Raw genomic sequence first — 18,798 nt, forward strand, 5'->3', positions numbered from 1 at the left:
TGAAGCATGCCATCATCCTCGCCAAAATGGCGATTCTGGGAAGCGGAACAACAAGGAATAGAAGAAATATTAACTAATTATTGACAGTTGACCGATTCGTAACTGGCGCTAGTGTGCGGCATGCTATCCAAATGATGATGGATATGGCCGACGTGGAAATCACTTCCCTTCACTGGTCGAGCGGTTTGTTTCATCGCGATCAAACCCGTGACGCCAGGGCAGAAAAACCGCAGTTCTCCGTACCCTCGGAAGCAACACCTGCTTTCGAGGTGCCTGCCGTTGACGAGAAGGCACTGGATTATTCCGCCATAGCACCGAGACTGCTTCGGGAAGTTGCCCTTCAGCACTATGTTGCGGGCGACATCGACCAGAACACCTACATCGCGCTGGCGCAAGAACTGCCCATGCAGATTTCCGATACCGCCGGAAACGTTCTCGACCTTTCGTCCGTCACCGATGACACGGAGTTCGACTTCGCGGCCTATTACACGGATCAACGCGAACTGGCCATTTCGCTGGGCGATGATGAAAAGGCGGCGACGCTGACCTCCGTCCTTAAATTTCTGAATTCCTGAACTTCTTTCGGCCAGCGGCTGTCATATAATCCCTATTGGTGATATTAAGTCATGCTTATTATCGCGGGTCAGGGCATGACAGACAGTATCGGCATTCACGGTTTGGGCTTCCTGTTGATCGACAGCGCACGCTGGTTGAGGCTCGCGTTCGAACGCCGTATCGCAGAAGCTGGCTTGGGCATTACGGCTGGCGAAGCAAGGACAATCCTCAACCTGCATGCCATGCAGGCCTGTCGCCAGATGGATCTGGCACAGCGCATGGGCGTAGAACCCATGACCGTCTGCTCGTTTCTTGATCGTTTGCAGAACCTCGGCTTCATCGAACGGCAGACAGACCCGACGGACCGGCGCGCCAAGCGCGTCACGCTGACCGAGCGCTCGCAGCCCTTGATCGCAGCGTTGGAAGAAGAGCTCGATCATCTGCTGACCCAGGCAACACAGGGATTGGATGCTCAGGAAACATCGGCCCTGAAGCGCGCGCTTCAAATGGTGATCACCAATTTGCAGGGCGAACTTGCCAATTCGGTGGAAGAGGCGAAATCAGCCTGACATGCAGGATATCACAAGGCCCACTGCCGTGATGAGCGAACGGCGCGTGACATTCGTCGGCGCGCTTCTGACCACGCTCGGGCCGATTTCCATGGCCATCTATACGCCCGCCATGCCGCAACTCGTGCAGGCTTTCGGCACGACGGAAGCCGCGATCAAACTCAGCCTGTCGCTCTTCTTTGGCGGCTTTGCCGTCGCACAACTCGTGGCAGGCCCGCTGTCGGATGCGCTTGGCCGTCGAACGGCAACGCTGATCTTTCTGGCGATCTATCTGATCGGCTCTGCGCTCGCCTTCGTCGCGCCAACGGTGGAGGCGATCCTCGTTGCACGCCTCGTGCAAGGAATTGGCGCCTCGGTAGGCGTCGTGATTGGTCGGGCAATTGTTCGCGATCTCTATACGGGCGCCAATGCGGCACGTATTCTCAACATGATCGGCATCTTCCTGGCCATAGGTCCGGCCCTTGGCCCGACACTCGGAGGCCTTGCGCTCGCCGCCTTCGATTGGCATGCCGTTTTCGTCCTGATGATCGCCTTCGGCGTGGTAGCGACAGCCTGTACCTTTTTCCTGCTGAAGGAAACGGTCGTCCCGGACCCCTCACGGCTGGAACCGAAACAGTTGATCGGGAACTACGCGGAAGTGGTTCGAAAGCCGATCTTCCTTGCAACCTCTCTCGTTCTCAGCGGCACCATCGGCGCGCTTTACGCACAAGCGACCATGCTGGCCTTCATCCTGATCAACCGCGTAGGGCTGACACCGACCCAGTTCGGGATAGGCATGCTGATGCAATCCGGCTTCTTCCTGCTTGGCTCGATCACGCTGAAGATGCTGTCTGCCAGACTGGGCAATCTTGTCTGTGCGAGAGTGGGGATCATGCTTTGCGGCATCGGCGCAATTGTCATGGCGCTTTCAGTCGCGTGGCTTGAACCGTTTTTCCTGTCGATCATGGGGCCGGTCGCCATCTGCGCCTTCGGGCTGGCGCTCGTATCGCCCTATGTCGTGACAGTCGGAATGGCGCCCTTCCCTCATATTGCCGGGTCCGCCTCCGCCCTGACCGGCTTTCTGCAGATGGCGGGCGGCTTCGTGGGCGGTTTTCTCGCCGCATCCCTGGGCGATCCTCTGACGGCGTTCGGGATCATCATCCCTGCCATGGAAATCATGGCCTGCGCCGCATTTCTCTGGCTGACCTATCTTCTGAAGCACCAGAAGGCATAGAAAAACCCGCCTCCAACACTAAAGGCGGGTTAAGGATTCTCGCGAAATGGAGGCGTTATTTGCCGAGATTGCGCTTGGCCAGCGTGCGAAGACGCAGAGCATTGAGCTTGATGAAGCCCGCCGCATCCTTCTGGTCGTAAGCGCCCTGATCGTCTTCGAAGGTCACGAGCTTGTCGGAATAAAGCGACTTGGCAGACTCGCGACCGATGACCATGACATTGCCCTTGTAGAGCTTCAGCGTCACTTCGCCTTCCACATGCTCCTGGCTCTTGTCGATCAGAGCCTGCAGCATTTCGCGCTCCGGCGAGAACCAGAAGCCGTAATAGATCAGCTCTGCGTAGCGCGGCATGATCTCATCCTTCAGGTGCGCTGCACCACGATCGAGCGTGATCGATTCGATCGCGCGATGGGCCGAAAGCAGGATCGTGCCGCCGGGGGTCTCGTAAACGCCACGGCTCTTCATGCCGACAAAGCGGTTTTCGACCAGATCGAGACGACCGATGCCGTTGTCGCGGCCGTAGTCGTTCAACGTCTTCAGAACCGTTGCCGGACTCATCTCCACACCGTTGATCGAGCAGGCATCACCCTTGCGGAAGCCGATCTTGATGGTGGTTGCCTGATCGGGTGCCGCTTCTGGCGAAATCGTGCGCATATGCACGTATTCCGGCGCTTCCTGTGCCGGGTCTTCCAGAACCTTGCCTTCGGAGGACGAGTGCAGGAGGTTGGCGTCGACAGAAAACGGTGCCTCGCCCTTCTTGTCCTTGGCAACCGGGATCTGGTGCTGTTCAGCGAAGTTCAAGAGATCTGTACGGCTCTTGAAGGTCCAGTCGCGCCATGGCGCGATGATCTTGATATCCGGGTTCAGCGCGTAGGCCGAAAGCTCGAAACGGACCTGGTCATTGCCCTTGCCGGTCGCGCCATGCGCGATTGCATCGGCGCCAGTCTTCTTGGCAATGTCGATCAGGTGCTTCGAGATCAGCGGGCGGGCGATAGACGTGCCGAGCAGATAAATGCCTTCATAAACGGCATTGGCGCGGAACATTGGGAAGACGAAGTCACGGACGAATTCTTCGCGCACATCCTCGATGAAGATTTCCTTGATGCCCAGCATCTCGGCCTTCTTGCGCGCAGGCTCAAGCTCTTCGCCCTGACCGAGATCGGCCGTAAAGGTCACGACTTCAGCGCCAAGCTCCGTCTGGAGCCATTTCAGGATGATCGAGGTGTCGAGACCGCCGGAATAGGCAAGGACGACTTTCTTTACGTCTTTCGGGAGTGCCATATCGAAAACTTCCGTCTGGAGGGGGCGGTTTGACCGGCAAATCCGCCTTCAGGTTTTGAATGGCGGCACTTTTAGCGAGTTTGCGGCGCGGTTCAAGTGCAGGCAGCCAGATGGCCGGAACTTCGCTCGTTCCGTTGAAACGGCACGTAAAGGCCCCATATGCCTTTGCCGACCCTATCGTTCGAAGAGGATCACCATGAGCATTCAACATCCTGCATTTGCGAAGGGCCATGTGGCCGTCATCACGGGTGCCGCCTCCGGCATCGGCCTTGCTGCGGCCCAGGAGTTTGCACGAAACGGTTTGTGTGTCGTGCTGGCAGATCTGGAGGGCGACAAACTCGATGAAGCCTGCCGAGATGTGCAGGCTCTGGCCGAAGGCGGCGAGGCCGATGTCGTGGCAATCGCGACCGACGTGTCGAAGCCGGAACAGCTCGAATCCCTGGAACGGGCTGTCATCCAGCGGTTCGGACGCGTCCATGTCCTCATGAACAATGCAGGCATTCAGCCGGGCAGCAGCCTGTTCGGGCCACAGGCCAATTGGGATAGCGTTTTCGCCGTCAACCTGATGGGCGTCATTCATGGAACCCGGATTTTCGCCAACGACATGATGGCGCATAACGACCCGGCGGTGATCATCAACACCGGCTCGAAACAGGGCATCACGACGCCACCCGGCGACCCGGCCTATAACGTGGCAAAGGCAGGCGTGAAGGCGTTTACCGAGGCGCTTCAGCATGAGCTGCGCAACACCGAAGGCTGCCATGTCGAGGCTCATCTGCTTATTCCGGGCTTCGTCTACACCGGTCTGACAGCAAACGGTCGAACAGAAAAACCCTCCGGTGCCTGGACGCCGGAACAGACCGTCGACTTCATGCTGAAAAGCATCGAACGGGGCGACTTCTATATTCTCTGCCCGGACAACGACGTGGACCGCCCGACAGACGAGCGCCGGATTGCCTGGGCCGCGGGCGATATCATCGAAAACCGCCCGCCCTTGTCGCGCTGGCACAAGGACCACGCTGGAGCGGCAAGCGCCTTCATCGCCAAGCGCTGATTGGCAAATTAGGCAAGGCAGGATAAAGCTTCGGAACAATCACTGTTCCGAGGCCCACCCCCATGGATTTTCTGCCCAGCGCCGCCACCCTGATCACATTTACCGGAATGTGCCTGCTGCTGGCCATCACGCCCGGTCCGGACATGACACTGTCCATCAGTCGCGCGCTTTCCCAAGGCAGCAAGCGCGCACTTTATGTGGTGCTTGGAACGACCATCGGCATCATGATCCATACGCTGCTGGTCGCCTTCGGCGTTTCGGCGCTCATCACCGCTTCGCCAACAGCCTTCTTTCTGCTCAAGACAGGCGGCGCAGCCTATCTGCTGTGGCTCGCCATACAGGCCGTTCGCTATGGCTCGAACCTGAAGGTGGAGGCCGTCGAAGGCGAAAAGACATCCGTCTGGAGCAATATCTCGACAGGTCTCTGGGTCAATCTGCTGAACCCGAAGGTCATCATCTTCTTCATGACCTTCCTTCCGCAATTCGTGACGGCAGGGGATCCGGCGGTAACGCAGAAGCTGATTTTCCTCGGCTTCTTCTTCATCTTCGTGGGTAGCCCGATCAACGTCCTGGTGATTTTTGCCGCCGACCGTCTGGCAAAATGGCTGCAGGCCAATCCGAAGATCCTGCGCGGCATAGATTACACCTTTGCCGGTGTATTCTCGGTCTTTGCTCTCAAGATCTTCATGACACAGGCAAAGTGAGGATAAGGGCTAAGTGACGAGAAAGGGATAGGAAGGCGGAAGACCCGCCTCGCCGCCTTATCCAATCAGCAGTTCGTCGTCGTCCAGCTTCTGGCCACGGATCTTGCGGAACATCTCGATCAGATCTTCCACCTGAAGATCCTTGCGACTGTCTCCGGACACATCGAGAACAATTTCGCCGCCATGCAGCATTACAGTGCGGTCACCGTAATCCAGCGCCTGACGCATGGAATGCGTCACCATCAGCGTCGTCAGTTTGCGTTCTGTGACCACCTGATCCGTCAACTGCATGACGAATTCCGCCATTCCGGGATCGAGCGCCGCCGTGTGCTCATCTAGCAGCAGCACGTCGGACCCGGCGAGCGTTGCCATGACGAGCGATACCGCTTGACGCTGCCCGCCGGACAGAAGATCCATGCGGTCCTTCAGCCGATTTTCGAGCCCCAGGTTTAGCGAGGCAATGCGCTCCTTGAAGAATTCCCGCCGCTTCGAGGCGAGCGCGGGCATCAGACCTCGCACCTTGCCACGCGCCGCCGCCAGCGCCAGATTTTCCTCGATGGTCAACGCGCCGCAGCTTCCGGCCAGAGGATCCTGAAACACGCGCGCCACCTGTCCGGCACGCGCTGCCGTCGGCTTGCGGCTCACATCGACGTTGCCGATCGTCACGCGGCCTGCCGTTGGCAGAACATCGCCCGCCAGCACGCCCAGCAGCGTGGATTTGCCGGCACCATTCGAGCCGATAACGGTCACGAAGGACCCGGTTTCGATGGTGAGATCAATCTTCTTCAACGCCTGCTTTTGCAGTGGCGTGCCGCGACCGAAAACCACCTGGATATCGTTGAGCGAAATCATGCGGCACCTCCCGAGCGACGCAGGCGCGGCAGAATGAGGGCGATGGCAACCAGCACGGCCGTGACAAAGTTGAGATCGGAGGCTTTCAGACCCAGCGCATCGCTGGACAGCGCAAGCTGGATCGCCAGACGATAGGCGATAGAGCCAAAGACACAGCCAATCAGCGCCAGAAGAATGCCACGGGCACCCAGCAGCGTCTCACCGATGATGACGGCAGCGAGGCCCACAACGATTGTTCCGACGCCGGACGTAACGTCAGCAAAGCCGTTCGTCTGCGCAAACAGCGCGCCGCCGAGAGCGACGAGCGCATTGGAGAGCGCCATGCCAAGATAGATCTGGCCGCCGGTGTTGACACCCTGCGCCCGCGCCATCCGGGAATTGGCACCGGTTGCCCGCATGGCAAGGCCCGCATCGCTTTCCAGAAAGCGCCAGACGAGAAGCACCGCGACGATAACCAGCAGTCCGACAAAGATGGGACGCACGAGATATTCCGGCACGCCCTGCCCGAAAAAGGGCGAAAGCATCGTATCCTGGTTCAGCAGAGCGACATTCGGTTTGCCCATGACACGCAAATTCACGGAGAAAAGCGCAATCATCGTCAGGATCGAGGCGAGCAGGTTCAGGATCTTGAAGCGCACATTCAATGTGGCCGTCACCAGACCGGCAGCCGCACCGGCCACCATGGCAACCGCAGTCGAAAGCCACGGGTCGAGACCACTGATGATCAGCACCGCAGCAACAGCGGCACCGAGCGGAAAGGATCCGTCCACGGTGAGGTCCGGAAAATCGAGAATGCGGAAGGCGAGATAAACCCCGATCGCGACGAAGGCGAAGACGAGGCCCAGTTCGACAGCGCCCCAGAATGCAATTTGGCTCACAGTCAAGTCCTTGATGGGCAGGAGGAAGAGGCCTCGGGTAAGGACCCAAAGCCTCCTCTGAGGTCAATTATTCGATGATCTTGGTCGCGCGCTTGGTGGCAGTTTCCGGGAAGGTGACCCCGATTGCACTGGCAGCCTTCTTGTTGAGAACGAGATCGGTACCGACAGCAACCTTGGCCGGAATGTTACCCGGCTTTTCGCCCTTCAGAACCTTGACGACGATTGCACCCGTCTGCTTGCCGACATCGAAGTAGTTGAAGCCAAGCGCGGCGATGGCGCCACGAGCCACGGAATCCGTATCGGCGGCATAGAGCGGAAGCTTCGCTTCTGCGGCAACGCCGGCGGCCGCTTCGAACGCGGAGACGATGGTGTTATCGGTCGGCACGTAGATGACATCCGCCTTGCCAACCAGCGCACGCGTTGCGCCCTGCACTTCGGCAGATTTGGTCGCAACCGATTCCACAACCTTCAGGCCAGATTTTTCAGCAGCAGCCTTCAACGCAGCAAGTGTCGAAACGGAATTGGCTTCGGCGGAATTGTAGATATAGCCAATGGTCTTCGCGTTTGGCGTAATTTCCTTGATCAGCGCCAGATGATCGGCAACCGGCAGCATGTCGGAAAGCCCGGTCACGTTGCGACCCGGCTTTTCCATGTCCTTGACCAACTGGGCGCCAACCGGATCCGAAACGGCAGTAAAGACGATCGGAATATCGCGTGTTGCCCCGACGACAGCCTGCGCAGACGGTGTGGAAATCGGCACGATGACATTGGGAGCATCGCCCACGAACTGGCGTGCGATCTGCGCAGCCGTTCCAGGATTGCCCTGTGCCGACTGATAGACAAACTTGAGGTTCTCGCCTTCCTTGTAACCCGCTTCCGCAAGAGCCTGCTTCACGCCATCACGAGCGGCATCAAGCGCCGGATGCTCGACGATGGCAGTCACGGCAACGGTCACATTTTCCGCATGGGCGGGAAGGATAAAAGCAGTTGCGGCTGCAAGAGCCAGGATCAGGCGGCGCATGGGTGTCCTCCGGTTGTTGTCATTGCGGCTGTCTTTTAGGCCGCAAGACAACCGGAGGAAAGCGGTTTCACCTCACCTTTGCGCGATATCTGCACAAATTTGCCGCAGTACGCCTCAAGAAGGAGCACATTAGAAATCGCTACAGCAATTTGTTACAATCAATCGTCGTCTTCGCCATGACCGGCAATCATCATGGCCTCGAAGGCAAGCCGCTCCGTCTTGCGCATGCGTTCCGATTCGGACTTCAGCTGTCCGCAGGCTGCAAGGATATCGCGACCACGCGGCGTGCGGATCGGTGAAGCATAACCGGCCTGATTGATGAAATCGGCAAACTTCTCGATCGTCGCCCAGTCGGAGCACTGGTAATTGGTTCCCGGCCAGGGGTTGAACGGAATGAGGTTGATCTTTGCCGGAACACCCTTCAGCAGCTTGATCAGTTCCTTGGCATCTTCGAGACTGTCGTTGACGTCCTTCAGCATCACATACTCGAATGTGATACGGCGCGCATTGGAGAGGCCGGGATAGTTGCGGCAGGCTTCGATCAACTCCTTCAGCGGATACTTCTTGTTGATCGGCACCAGCATGTCGCGCAATTCGTCACGCACGGCATGAAGAGAGATGGCGAGCATCACGCCGATCTCGTCACCGGTGCGATAGATTTCCGGAACGACGCCCGAGGTCGAAAGCGTAATGCGGCGCTTGGAAAGCGAGAGGCCGTCTCCGTCAGAGGCGATCAGCAGCGCGTTCTTCACATGCTCGAAATTGTAGAGCGGTTCGCCCATGCCCATCATGACGATGTTGGTGACCTTGCGATCCCCCGTTGGCACGAAAGCGCCCGGTGGCGTATCCGCACCAGGGAAATCGCCCAGACGATCGCGCGCCAGCAATAGCTGGGAAAGAATTTCTTCCGAGGTCAGGTTGCGGACCAGCCGCTGAGTCCCCGTGTGACAGAAGGAACAGGTCAGCGAACAACCAACCTGGCTGGAAATGCACAGCGTGCCGCGACCTTCTTCAGGGATATAGACGGTCTCGACCTCGACCGGACGCCCGGCACCGCGCGGTGGAAAACGCAGCAGCCATTTGCGGGTGCCATCATTGGAAACCTGTTCTTCCACGACTTCCGGACGGGCAATGGTGAAATGCTGCTTCAGCATTTCGCGCATGTCCTTGGCCACATTCGTCATGGCATCGAAATCGGAAACACCGCGAATATAGAGCCAGTGCCAGAGCTGGCTCACCCGCATGCGGACCTGCTTGTCCGGCACACCCTTTTGCCGCAGGGCGTCCGCCAACTGCTCACGTGTCAGACCAATCAGTGAAGGTTTGCCGGACAAAAGATCCGGATTGGCAACCAAAGGTGCCTTCACGAGATCCGCAACTGCCATCACGTTGGAAACAGTCATTCCAAAAATCCTATCCGAGCGGGCCAAATCATAACCCGGTTGCGGCCAGCCTGCCAGATGCGCAGCCAGACGCATTGCGTGACCCGATGTCGTGTGTGAAATGCGAACGAGTTCCGCTCCGCGCAATGGGAATTCACAAGAACCCCCGCAGATTGGCTCGCAGGGCCGCGCTTTAGCACTGTTTTGACCATTCGTCACCCCCAACGCAAAAAGGCCGGAACAACCGGCCTTAAAGCAAAAAACAGGAATAGAGGCTTACTTGCAGGTTTCGATCTGCTTGAGCGCCTGGGAAAGGCCTGCCAGCGAATAGGAATAGCTGGTGCCTGTTCCACGCAGCGAGGTCGCCTTGACGGTCATGTTGGAGCCGGTCTTCATGGCAGCCACGAGGGCGGGCTCTTCGGCAGCATTCTCCACCCAGGCAGCCTTGTCCTTCACGAACATCACGAAGTTCTTCTTGTCGATCGTGACATTCACCTTGGAGTCGGCCTTGAGGGGGTAGCCCATCATGGCCTGCGGCTCGTAGGAAATGTTCTGACCCGGACGCTGGGAGATGATGAAGAAGATATCGCCATGATCAACGCTTGCCGGCTCCTTCGATGTCGGAACGGACAAGACATAGCAGACGGTGGAATTGCCGGACTTGTAGGAATAGGCGCCCCAGGCCTTGAATTGCTGGATACGCGTCGGAGACGGTGCCTGCGCTGCAGCGACACTTGCGCCAGCGAGCAAGAGGGTCGACGCGATGGCGATCTTCTTAAGAAACATGTTGTCCTGCCAGTGTTCTGATGAAAGGCCGACCGCACGACATGGCCGGGCCTCAGGGGTCGCGATCAGTTAGACTTTGACTTAATTCTGGTTACCAAACCGTCAACGCCGCCTTCAATAAAAACAGCTATCCCGGCTCGAAAGGCTGATCACGAACCAAACCGAGGCATTTGCCTCCATTATGTCCCGTAATCTCTCCCGCTTACGAAAGATGCGATGATTAGGGCAGGAATTTGACATCATGAACCGGCAGCACGAACGACGCCGAAAATGGAACCTTCGTCAGGGTCTGGAGCCGTCCGATGTCGTCGCCTCAGCCGTGGCGGGATCGGCGGCGAGAGCCTCATCGGCGGCCTCATAATGACGATCCTTGATGTGCGTCTGTATCATCCGGAAAGCGGCCGCCAGAACAGCCACATCGTCCGTAAAGCCGACCACCGCCAGGAAATCCGGCACGACATCGATGGGGAGGACGAAGTAGCCGAGGGCTGCAAGCAAGACACCACGAACACGCGCGGGCGTTGCCGGATCCGTTGCACAATAATAGGCAGCAACCACATCACGGCTGAACGGAACATAGCGGGCGGCACGCTTCATTGTTGGCCAGAACTTCGAGCGGACGGACTTTTCCCGTTTGGTTTGTGTCGCTTCGTCACCGGGAAGCAGAATCTCGCCAATCTCGACATCGTCCATCGTGATCTCCGCTGAAGCCTTGCAAGTGCCTCCTATATGGGTTCGCCCATCCCGGCATTCAAATCCGGTGCATGCCGGCCTGCTCCATGGCCTGAGCCAATTTCACGTCCAGCTCCGTCACGCCCTGGGCATCATGAGTGGTGAGCGTCACATCCACACGCGAGTAGACGTTGAACCATTCAGGATGATGATCGAGCTTTTCGGCAACCAGCGCGCTTTGGGCCATGAAGCCGAAAGCTTCCACGAAATTGCGAAATTTGAAGGTCTTGGAGATAGCGAGCCCGTCCTCCCGCAGCTTCCAGCCAGACAGGGAGGCAAGTGCCGTTTCGATAGCTTCCGGCGTAAGTCTCGATCTGGCCATAGGATCAGTACACGCTGCTTTCGCTGGCCAGTTCACCAGCCGCGTAGGATGCCAGACTTTCCTGAAGCGGAAAAACCTCTTCCGTCAGATAAGGCCCGCCGCCAACCGATTCCTTGGACGACATCAGCACGAAACGCGGAACGGTGAATGACATTGTATGAAAGTTTCCGCGCCCTGACAGGTACTGGACTACGTCGTCCAGCCGGGAGTTTTTCAGGCGTGCCAGCGTCACATGCGGCGTAAACTTGCGCGGATCCGGCGCAAGCCCCACGCGCATGCAGATGCGGTCGATCTCGCCTTGCAAGGCCTGAAGTTCCGGAGATGGAGAGACGCCAGCCCAGATCGAATGCGGCTTCTTCGATCCGAACGCACCAATTCCCGTCAACGTCAGCTGGAATTCCTCGCGATCTATACGATCCAGACGATCGACGATCTCATCGGCAGTCCGTCCGTCGACGTCGCCGATGAAGCGCAAGGTGATGTGGTAGTTATCGACATCGATCCAGCGCGCTCCGGGCAATCCGCCCCTCAGCAGGGAGAGGCTGAGGGCAATATGGCGCGGGATTTCGAGGGCGGTGAAAAGTCTCGGCATACGCGAACCTCCTCGAATCTAATGCAGTATCAACAGCGGAACACGCAATTGCGTTCCGTGCAAGCCGCTTTTTTTGCCCTGCAAAAATCACCTGTGGGCGGGAAGCGATTTTATAAAACTTTCAATGGTAGGAAGACTGCGCTCGACAATGACAGCAATCCCTTTTGCATTGGGATGCATGCCATCCTCCAGCTGAAGATTTGCCTGCGTCACGACTCCATCCAGGAAGAAAGGATAGAGCGGCACGCCATATTTCTGTGACAGCCGCGGATAGATGCTGTTGAAGCGATCCTGATAGTCCTTGCCGAGGTTTGGCGGCGCCAGCATGCCGGCCAGAACCACCGGAATATTGCGCTCCTTCAGCCGCGCAAGCATGGCATCGAGATTCTTCTCGGTCTGGTCCGGCGAGATACCGCGCAGGGCATCATTGGCACCCAGCTCGAGGATCACACCCTGTGTGCCGTCCGGGATAGACCAATCGAGCCGCGCAAGACCTGCCGATGTGGTATCGCCGGACACACCGGCATTGGTTATCGTGACGTCGATCCCCTTGGCCTTCAGTGCCGCTTCAAGCTGTGCGGTGTAGGACTCATTCTGGGGCAGTTGATAGCCGGCCATCAGGCTGTCGCCAAAACCCACGATCTGCAGGCTTTCTGCCCGCGCAGAACCGAGGCCGCCGAGAACGGTCGAGATGATGACAATCACGTGAAGCAAAGCCGCTTTGAATTTCATGAACCCACTTCCTAGATTGGTCAGGTTGCCGCGAGGCGACAAATCCTGCTGAATAAGATTTTTCCGCCTCGATATAGGACCGATTTTCGTGAGCAACACCATCATCGAATTGAAGAAGGCCGATTTGACCCTGGGCAGTGCTGCCGCCTCGGTCCACGTTCTGAAAGGGATCGACCTCAAGATTGATGAGGGTGAAGCCGTTGGTATCGTTGGCCCTTCTGGATCGGGAAAATCGACGCTTCTGATGGTCCTTGCGGGTCTTGAGCGGCTTGATTCCGGCGAGATTCACATTCGCAACACGCCGCTTCACAATCTCGGAGAGGATGCGCTGGCGGATTTCCGAGGCCGCAACATCGGTATCGTCTTCCAGTCGTTCCATCTCATTGCCAATATGACGGCGCTTGAAAACGTCGCCGTGCCGCTGGAACTGGCCAATGTTTCCAATCCCTTCGATATTGCCAGGCGAGAGTTGACGGCCGTCGGTCTCGGTGAGCGGCTGAACCATTATCCAGGGCAGCTTTCCGGTGGCGAACAGCAGCGTGTGGCGATCGCCCGTGCCTTGGCGCCCTCACCGGCCGTTCTCATCGCCGATGAGCCGACAGGCAACCTGGATACGGAAACCGGCAAGCAGATTGCGGACCTTCTTTTCTCCAAGCAGACGGAACGCAAGATGACGCTGCTGCTGGTGACCCATGACAATGCGCTCGCCGCCCGTTGCTCTCGTCAGATCCGCGTCCGCTCGGGCGAGATTGCAGGCGACAGCCGGGAACCCTCCAAGCCTGTGGCGGCATTTGCATGACTGCGGCAAAACTCCCTCGCTTTTCCATTGCGTTGAAACTAGCCTTGCGCGAATTGCGCGGCGGCCTGTCGGGCTTCTACATTTTTCTCGCCTGCATTGCTCTCGGCACAGGCGCGATTGCTGCGGTGAATTCGGTATCCCGTGGCATTACCGATGCCATTGCCAGTCAGGGCCAAACCTTGCTGGCAGGCGATATCCGGTTTGAGCTCAACAATCGTCTCGCCAATGATCAGGAGCGCGCCTTCCTCGAAAGCCTCGGACAGGTTGCTCTCTCCACTGGCCTTCGATCCATGGCTCGGATGCCGGACGGTTCTCAGCAGGCTCTTGTCGAGGCGAAGGCCGTCGATGGCGCCTATCCGCTCTACGGCACCGTTGAAACCGAACCGAAGGCCCCGCTGAAAGACCTCCTCGCCAGCGCTAATGGAAGCTTCGGGGCCTTGGCTGCGCCGCTTCTGCTGGAGCGGCTGAACGTGAAAGTGGGCGACGAACTACTGCTCGGCAGTGTTCGACTGCGCATTTCAGGCATTCTGGTCACCGAGCCGGATGCCCTGTCTGAAGGTTTCGGCTTCGCGCCGCGTCTTCTTCTGTCGCAGGAAGCGCTGCAGGCATCGGGCCTTATCCAGACCGGGAGCCTGGTCGAGCACGCCTACAAGATCAAGCTGAATGATCCGTCGATCCGCAACACGCTGGGGGCGCGTGCCAACCGCGAGTTCCCGGCAGCGGGCTGGTCCATCCGCACCGCCGATCGCGCCGCACCGTCACTGACGGAGAATGTTGACCGGTTCTCGCAGTTCCTGACATTGGTGGGCCTGACAGCGCTCATCGTTGGCGGTGTGGGCGTTGCCAATGCCGTGCGCGCATTTCTGGATTCAAAGCGTACCAGCATCGCCACCTTCAAGTGCCTTGGCGCCCCTGCTTTTGTCGTAACCCTCATCTACCTGTTCCAGATCATGCTGATTGGCTCGCTGGGCGTGATCATCGGTCTGGCGCTTGGTGCGGTCGCTCCCTTTGCGGCTTTCGGCTTCCTTCGCGAATTTCTGCCGATTTCCGCCGACGCCACCCTCTATCCCGGAGCGCTCGCGCTGGCCGCCGCCTTCGGCCTGCTGACGACCTTTGCCTTTGCGGTCCTGCCGCTTGGCCATGCACGTGAAGTGCCTGCCACAGCGCTTTTCCGCGAACAGAGCTTCGACCAGACCAGATTGCCGTCCTGGCCCTATCTGCTGGCAGCGGCCGTCGCGCTCGGTGGTCTTGCAGCCCTGGCGATCTTCGCCGCAGATGACCGTCGCCTTGCCCTGATATTTCTTGCCGCGGTTGCCGGTGCCTTCGTGCTTCTGCGTCTTGTTGCAGCAGCCATCTCCGCACTTGCCCGCCGCAGCCCACGCGTCAACTCGCCTGCCTTGCGACTTGCCATCGGCAATATTCATCGCCCCGGCGCTCTCACGCCGTCCGTGGTGCTGTCGCTCGGTCTCGGTCTTGCGCTCCTTGTCACCCTGGCCCTGATCGACGGCAATCTGCGTCGCCAGCTGACCGGTGCGATGACCCAGAATGCGCCGAACTTCTTCTTCGTCGACATCCAGAGCAATGAGAAGGAGGGCGTGGTCGAAACCGTCAAGCGATTGGCGCCGGACGGAAAGATCGTTCAGGTTCCCATGTTGCGCGGGCGGATTCTCGCCTTCAACGGCCAGGATGTTGCCCGGATGAATGTGCCGCCTGCCGGTCGATGGGTGCTGCGCGGCGATCGCGGATTGACCTATACCCAGAACCTGCCGGAAGGCTCCAGCCTTGTGGAGGGAACCTGGTGGGACAAGGACTATAGCGGCGAACCGCTCGTCTCCTTCTCGGAAGAGGAAGGCAGGGAGCTTGGCCTGAAACTGGGCGATACGGTCACCGTCAATGTTCTGGGCCGCAACATAACCGCCAAGATTGCCAATTTCCGCAAGGTCGAATGGCGCTCGCTGTCCATCAACTTCGTGATGGTCTTCTCGCCGAACACCTTCAAGGGTGCACCTCATGCCTGGCTGGCGACCCTGATGGACAGTACCGCCACACCGGCCAAGGAAGGCGAAATCCTGCGCGCCGTGACCACTGCCTATCCAACTGTCACCACTGTCCGCGTGAAGGACGCGCTTGATATTGCAAGCCAGTTGCTCGGTCAGCTGGCCACCGCCATTCGCGCGGCTGCCGCCGTCGCACTGGTCGCCTCCGTCCTCGTTCTGGCGGGCGCGCTCGCCTCGGGTAACAGGGCCAGAACCCATGATGCGGTCATCCTCAAGACACTGGGTGGCACCCGCTCCATGCTGATGCGTGCTTTCAGTTACGAATACATGATCCTTGGCTTCGCAACCGCGGTCTTTGCGCTGGTGGCGGGCGGAATTTCCGCCTGGTTCGTCGTCAGCCGCATCATGAAGATGCCAGCAACTTTTCTGCCGGATGTGGCAATCATGACGGTGATCGGTGCACTCGTCCTCACGGTCGGCATCGGACTCGCTGGCACCTGGCGCATCCTCGGACAGAAGGCGGCACCGGTTCTGAGAGAGCTTTGACGGACAAGATCGGCGGATTAAATTTTTGTCACCTCGCGGAATGGGGCGCAAAGGGCTTGAACCATTCCGGCTAAGCTCGCATATTTGGATCATGCTTGCTGAGCTCCGCAGCGGCGACCGGGATGTTCCCGACACCGTAGCAACACCGGAGCTTGAGAGGACAAACTGATGTCTGACCGTTTCAACTACGACAACCGAGCAGTACGCGGCGGCGTGCAGTCCGGCGCGATGATTGATGAAGGCCTTCGCTCCTACATGCTGAAGGTCTACAATCTCATGGCCTTGGGCTTGGCGATCACCGGTATAGCGGCTTATGCCACCTTCGCGCTTGCCACCACCAGCCCCGCCTTCGCAACGGCAATCTACGGCTCGCCGCTTCGCTGGGTCGTGATGCTGGCACCGCTCGCCCTCGTCTTTTTCCTGAGCTTCCGCATCGATAAGATGAGCGTTGGCGCGGCACAGACGACATTCTGGATCTACGCTGCGTTGATGGGTCTTTCCCTGTCGTCGATCTTCCTGGTCTACACAGGCCAGTCGATCGTGCAGACCTTCTTCATCACGGCAGCTTCCTTTGGTGCCCTGTCCCTCTTCGGCTACACGACGAAGCGTGACCTGTCGGCCATGGGCTCGTTCCTGATGATGGGTCTGTTCGGCCTGATCATCGCCTCTGTCGTCAACATCTTCCTTGCCTCTTCGGCCCTGGGCTTCGCCGTGTCCGTCATTGGCGTACTGATCTTCGCCGGTCTGACGGCCTATGACACGCAGAAGATCAAGGAAATGTACTATGTCGGTGATGATGCTTCCGTGGCTGGCCGCAAGGCAATCATGGGCGCCCTCACCCTCTACCTCGACTTCATCAACCTCTTCATGTTCCTGATGCAGTTCCTCGGCAACCGTAACAACTGATCAGTCGGCATTCTGTGCGAAAGGCGGTCTTCGGGCCGCCTTTTTTATTGCCCGCGGTCCGGACGACATGCTGCCAGGAAACCATTGTCGCGAGGCAGCGCTTCGAATTCCGGGCAAAAAAAAGGGCCAGCGGAAAGCCGCGGCCCATAAAGTTGTGAAGGTTAAAACCTCCAGAGGGGAACAGCTGCTGCGGCGGAACTGGGAGGAAGACCGCCATGTGCATCAGCTGTGAGCGTTATGCTGAATTTTTGATCGTTTGGAAAACATTTATTGTGCAATGCAGCTATGCAAAATCATTCAGTTTTGCAACGCAGCAAAATTCTCCTGGATTGGCGTGCGCATGTTTGCCGTCTCGTCCTGCAGCCATTGGATGAAGGCGCTATTCTTTCTGTGGTTCGGTCGTTCCGATCGAACGGCATAGCTGTAACCGCTTTCTACAAATCCCCACGGAGCGATGAGTTTCCCGGATCGAACCTCTTCTCCGATCAGATGAAGCGGCGCGATCATTGATCCGAGGCCATTGAGGCATGCCTCAATCGTCAGATGATAGTGATCGAACATTCGGCTTGTCGTCCTTGTCGGACCCAAGTCCCTGCCCGTCAGCCGCCCCCATTCCGTCCATGCGTGAGGACGTGTCTGTGTTCCAAGGCGCGGGAGCGAGAGCGCCTTTTGCTCGTTTGAGATATTCCGCTCCTGAAGGTTTGACGCAAAGACCAATCCCACCAACTCGTTGAACAGGGGAAGACATTCTGATCCCATGGCCTCGTCGGGAGGGAGGATCAGGATCTCGACATCAACGCTGCGGTTGATCCGTTGGCCGTCCGTCGAGAGGCAGACATCATAGTTTGGATAGAGCTGTGAAAAATTGGAGAGCCGCGGGATCAGCCATCGCATGGCCAGTGTCCCGATGCAGGCAACATCCAGAACACCCGTGTCCCTGCGCGAAATGGCCGCCACGGCGGCGTCGATTTGCTCGAAGGCGTCGGACAGCGAGGTAGCAAACGCCTGCCCTTCCGCCGTCAGCCTGGGGCGGTTTCGGTTTCCCTCGAATAGCCGGATACCGAGGAAGGTCTCCAATTGCGCGATGTGCTTGCTGATCGCTCCGCTGGTTACGGACAGTTCTTCGGCCGCGTCGCCATGCCTGCCGCACCTGGCTGCAGATTCGAAGGCCCGAAGGGCAACGAGAGGAAGCTTTCGATTTATGGTCACGAATAAAACTCACAATATGAAGAAATTTAGTCAGTATACGACGGTTACAAATTGTGGGAATAGGCCGCCTGTGTCGTGGGGACGGCATTCAATACTTTTGTCGATAACTTTCGGTCGGTCTTTTACGGAATGATTGTAAAGAAAAGTCGAATAGCTTGGGGGAGCTATGCCATTCTATTTTGCCTATGGCTCCAATATGGATGTCGAACGTCTCGAAACTGCCCGTCTCAATCCTGAGGGCGTTCGGTCGACCCGTCGAATGGCAGGGCGCCTGACGGGATACCGGCTCACCTTCAACAAGCCGTCCGCCTATTTCATCGGGGCGGGGGCCGCAAATCTCGAAGCCAGTGCGGACGCACATGTCTACGGCACGCTCAACGAGATGCCGGAGGCCGGACTTGAGATCCTTGATCGCTATGAGAATGTGGCACTCGGTCAGTACGAGCGTGTTTCCGTTCAGGTCGAAGAACTCGTTTCAGGTCAGTTGGTCGATGCGGTGGCCTACATCGCCTTCAACAATATCGACGACACCATGAAGCCGCGCCGTGGCTATATGAACCATCTTCTTGCCGGTCGAGACGTTCTCCCGGCAGACTGGATCGCCTACCTGAATTCCATCCCGCTCATTGCCGAATAGTCCCGTTTCTTCTTGTCTACTTGAATTGGATAT

20 protein-coding genes are annotated in these 18,798 nt (G+C 58.1%); 9 read left to right on the top strand and 11 right to left on the bottom strand.

All coding sequences use genetic code 11. The features are described from left to right. Positions 1-152 precede the first annotated feature (152 nt). From ASD54_RS19015 to ASD54_RS19025, 3 genes are read left to right on the top strand one after another with little or no spacing between them, the layout of a single operon-like run. Positions 153-575, top strand: coding sequence for a hypothetical protein (locus ASD54_RS19015; protein ID WP_156379296.1), 423 nt, complete (start codon positions 153-155; stop codon positions 573-575). Between the two features lie 51 nt (positions 576-626). Then, on the top strand, positions 627-1,124 hold the full coding sequence (locus ASD54_RS19020) for a MarR family transcriptional regulator (protein ID WP_244484797.1): 498 nt from the start codon (positions 627-629) through the stop codon (positions 1,122-1,124). A 1-nt stretch (position 1,125) separates the two neighbouring features. After that, positions 1,126-2,337 carry a multidrug effflux MFS transporter gene (locus ASD54_RS19025; protein WP_244484798.1) on the top strand — a complete coding sequence of 404 codons (1,212 nt, stop codon included), beginning with the start codon at positions 1,126-1,128 and terminating at the stop codon, positions 2,335-2,337. Positions 2,338-2,392: 55 nt separating this feature from the next. Here ASD54_RS19025 and ASD54_RS19030 read toward each other — a convergent pair whose 3' ends face one another. After that, on the bottom strand, positions 2,393-3,616 hold the full coding sequence (locus tag ASD54_RS19030) for an argininosuccinate synthase (RefSeq protein WP_062556126.1): 1,224 nt from the start codon (positions 3,614-3,616) through the stop codon (positions 2,393-2,395). A 196-nt stretch (positions 3,617-3,812) separates the two neighbouring features. Here ASD54_RS19030 and ASD54_RS19035 point away from each other — a divergent pair, with 196 nt between their 5' ends. Beyond that, positions 3,813-4,670 carry an SDR family NAD(P)-dependent oxidoreductase gene (locus ASD54_RS19035; RefSeq protein ID WP_062556127.1) on the top strand — a complete coding sequence of 286 codons (858 nt, stop codon included), beginning with the start codon at positions 3,813-3,815 and terminating at the stop codon, positions 4,668-4,670. Positions 4,671-4,732: 62 nt separating this feature from the next. Continuing rightward, entirely contained in the window at positions 4,733-5,374 is a 642-nt protein-coding gene (locus tag ASD54_RS19040; protein WP_062556128.1) for a LysE family translocator, read from the top strand. 57 nt (positions 5,375-5,431) lie between these two features. On the opposite strand, the gene ASD54_RS19045 is transcribed toward ASD54_RS19040, so the two are convergent. The 9 genes from ASD54_RS19045 to ASD54_RS19085 form a co-directional block, all read right to left on the bottom strand. Next, positions 5,432-6,226, bottom strand: coding sequence for an ABC transporter ATP-binding protein (locus ASD54_RS19045; RefSeq protein WP_062556129.1), 795 nt, complete (start codon positions 6,224-6,226; stop codon positions 5,432-5,434). Continuing rightward, the gene (locus ASD54_RS19050) at positions 6,223-7,104 is read right to left on the bottom strand and encodes an ABC transporter permease (RefSeq protein WP_062556130.1); all 882 of its coding nucleotides are present in this window, start codon (positions 7,102-7,104) and stop codon (positions 6,223-6,225) included. The genes ASD54_RS19045 and ASD54_RS19050 overlap by 4 nt, the downstream gene beginning before the upstream one ends. A gap of 67 nt (positions 7,105-7,171) precedes the next feature. Next, the gene (locus ASD54_RS19055) at positions 7,172-8,125 is read right to left on the bottom strand and encodes an ABC transporter substrate-binding protein (protein WP_062556131.1); all 954 of its coding nucleotides are present in this window, start codon (positions 8,123-8,125) and stop codon (positions 7,172-7,174) included. 158 nt (positions 8,126-8,283) lie between these two features. Further along, entirely contained in the window at positions 8,284-9,528 is a 1,245-nt protein-coding gene (rlmN, locus tag ASD54_RS19060) for a 23S rRNA (adenine(2503)-C(2))-methyltransferase RlmN (RefSeq protein WP_062556297.1), read from the bottom strand. A 255-nt stretch (positions 9,529-9,783) separates the two neighbouring features. Next, positions 9,784-10,293 carry an invasion associated locus B family protein gene (locus ASD54_RS19065; protein WP_062556132.1) on the bottom strand — a complete coding sequence of 170 codons (510 nt, stop codon included), beginning with the start codon at positions 10,291-10,293 and terminating at the stop codon, positions 9,784-9,786. 282 nt (positions 10,294-10,575) lie between these two features. Further along, positions 10,576-10,986: a YkvA family protein gene (locus ASD54_RS19070; RefSeq protein ID WP_062556133.1), complete on the bottom strand. Its 411-nt coding sequence runs from the start codon at positions 10,984-10,986 to the stop codon at positions 10,576-10,578. 58 nt (positions 10,987-11,044) lie between these two features. Next, positions 11,045-11,347, bottom strand: a complete 303-nt coding sequence (locus ASD54_RS19075; RefSeq protein WP_062556134.1) for a 4a-hydroxytetrahydrobiopterin dehydratase — start codon at positions 11,345-11,347, stop codon at positions 11,045-11,047. A 4-nt stretch (positions 11,348-11,351) separates the two neighbouring features. Then, on the bottom strand, positions 11,352-11,939 hold the full coding sequence (gene thpR / locus ASD54_RS19080; RefSeq protein WP_062556135.1) for an RNA 2',3'-cyclic phosphodiesterase: 588 nt from the start codon (positions 11,937-11,939) through the stop codon (positions 11,352-11,354). A gap of 87 nt (positions 11,940-12,026) precedes the next feature. Further along, entirely contained in the window at positions 12,027-12,671 is a 645-nt protein-coding gene (locus ASD54_RS19085) for an arylesterase (RefSeq protein WP_062556136.1), read from the bottom strand. 88 nt (positions 12,672-12,759) lie between these two features. On the opposite strand from ASD54_RS19085, the gene ASD54_RS19090 reads away from it, so the two are divergent. The 3 genes from ASD54_RS19090 (at position 12,760) to ASD54_RS19100 (ending at position 16,919) form a co-directional block, all read left to right on the top strand. After that, positions 12,760-13,470, top strand: coding sequence for an ABC transporter ATP-binding protein (locus tag ASD54_RS19090; RefSeq protein WP_062556137.1), 711 nt, complete (start codon positions 12,760-12,762; stop codon positions 13,468-13,470). Then, positions 13,467-16,013: an ABC transporter permease gene (locus ASD54_RS19095; RefSeq protein ID WP_062556138.1), complete on the top strand. Its 2,547-nt coding sequence runs from the start codon at positions 13,467-13,469 to the stop codon at positions 16,011-16,013. Before ASD54_RS19090 ends, ASD54_RS19095 begins: the two co-directional genes overlap by 4 nt. A gap of 168 nt (positions 16,014-16,181) precedes the next feature. Beyond that, entirely contained in the window at positions 16,182-16,919 is a 738-nt protein-coding gene (locus ASD54_RS19100) for a Bax inhibitor-1/YccA family protein (protein WP_062556139.1), read from the top strand. Between the two features lie 297 nt (positions 16,920-17,216). Here ASD54_RS19100 and ASD54_RS19105 read toward each other — a convergent pair whose 3' ends face one another. Then, positions 17,217-18,128: a LysR substrate-binding domain-containing protein gene (locus tag ASD54_RS19105; RefSeq protein WP_062556140.1), complete on the bottom strand. Its 912-nt coding sequence runs from the start codon at positions 18,126-18,128 to the stop codon at positions 17,217-17,219. A gap of 166 nt (positions 18,129-18,294) precedes the next feature. Here ASD54_RS19105 and ASD54_RS19110 point away from each other — a divergent pair, with 166 nt between their 5' ends. Continuing rightward, on the top strand, positions 18,295-18,765 hold the full coding sequence (locus ASD54_RS19110) for a gamma-glutamylcyclotransferase (RefSeq protein ID WP_062556141.1): 471 nt from the start codon (positions 18,295-18,297) through the stop codon (positions 18,763-18,765). Positions 18,766-18,798: the final 33 nt, after the last annotated feature.

The organism is Rhizobium sp. Root149 (assembly GCF_001427345.1).
GTDB lineage: Bacteria > Pseudomonadota > Alphaproteobacteria > Rhizobiales > Rhizobiaceae > Neorhizobium > Neorhizobium rhizoryzae.

Bases quoted from the DNA above. Each gene is read 5' to 3' on its own strand.
- ASD54_RS19110 (WP_062556141.1), top strand. From the start codon at position 18,295: ATGCCATTCTATTTTGCCTATGGCTCCAATATGGATGTCGAACGTCTC.
- ASD54_RS19045 (WP_062556129.1), bottom strand. From the start codon at position 6,226: ATGATTTCGCTCAACGATATCCAGGTGGTTTTCGGTCGCGGCACGCCA.
- ASD54_RS19040 (WP_062556128.1), top strand. From the start codon at position 4,733: ATGGATTTTCTGCCCAGCGCCGCCACCCTGATCACATTTACCGGAATG.
- ASD54_RS19065 (WP_062556132.1), bottom strand. From the start codon at position 10,293: ATGTTTCTTAAGAAGATCGCCATCGCGTCGACCCTCTTGCTCGCTGGC.
- ASD54_RS19070 (WP_062556133.1), bottom strand. From the start codon at position 10,986: ATGGACGATGTCGAGATTGGCGAGATTCTGCTTCCCGGTGACGAAGCG.
- ASD54_RS19095 (WP_062556138.1), top strand. From the start codon at position 13,467: ATGACTGCGGCAAAACTCCCTCGCTTTTCCATTGCGTTGAAACTAGCC.
- thpR (WP_062556135.1), bottom strand. From the start codon at position 11,939: ATGCCGAGACTTTTCACCGCCCTCGAAATCCCGCGCCATATTGCCCTC.
- ASD54_RS19085 (WP_062556136.1), bottom strand. From the start codon at position 12,671: ATGAAATTCAAAGCGGCTTTGCTTCACGTGATTGTCATCATCTCGACC.
- ASD54_RS19100 (WP_062556139.1), top strand. From the start codon at position 16,182: ATGTCTGACCGTTTCAACTACGACAACCGAGCAGTACGCGGCGGCGTG.
- ASD54_RS19030 (WP_062556126.1), bottom strand. From the start codon at position 3,616: ATGGCACTCCCGAAAGACGTAAAGAAAGTCGTCCTTGCCTATTCCGGC.
- ASD54_RS19055 (WP_062556131.1), bottom strand. From the start codon at position 8,125: ATGCGCCGCCTGATCCTGGCTCTTGCAGCCGCAACTGCTTTTATCCTT.
- ASD54_RS19020 (WP_244484797.1), top strand. From the start codon at position 627: ATGCTTATTATCGCGGGTCAGGGCATGACAGACAGTATCGGCATTCAC.
- ASD54_RS19025 (WP_244484798.1), top strand. From the start codon at position 1,126: ATGCAGGATATCACAAGGCCCACTGCCGTGATGAGCGAACGGCGCGTG.
- ASD54_RS19075 (WP_062556134.1), bottom strand. From the start codon at position 11,347: ATGGCCAGATCGAGACTTACGCCGGAAGCTATCGAAACGGCACTTGCC.
- rlmN (WP_062556297.1), bottom strand. From the start codon at position 9,528: ATGACTGTTTCCAACGTGATGGCAGTTGCGGATCTCGTGAAGGCACCT.
- ASD54_RS19035 (WP_062556127.1), top strand. From the start codon at position 3,813: ATGAGCATTCAACATCCTGCATTTGCGAAGGGCCATGTGGCCGTCATC.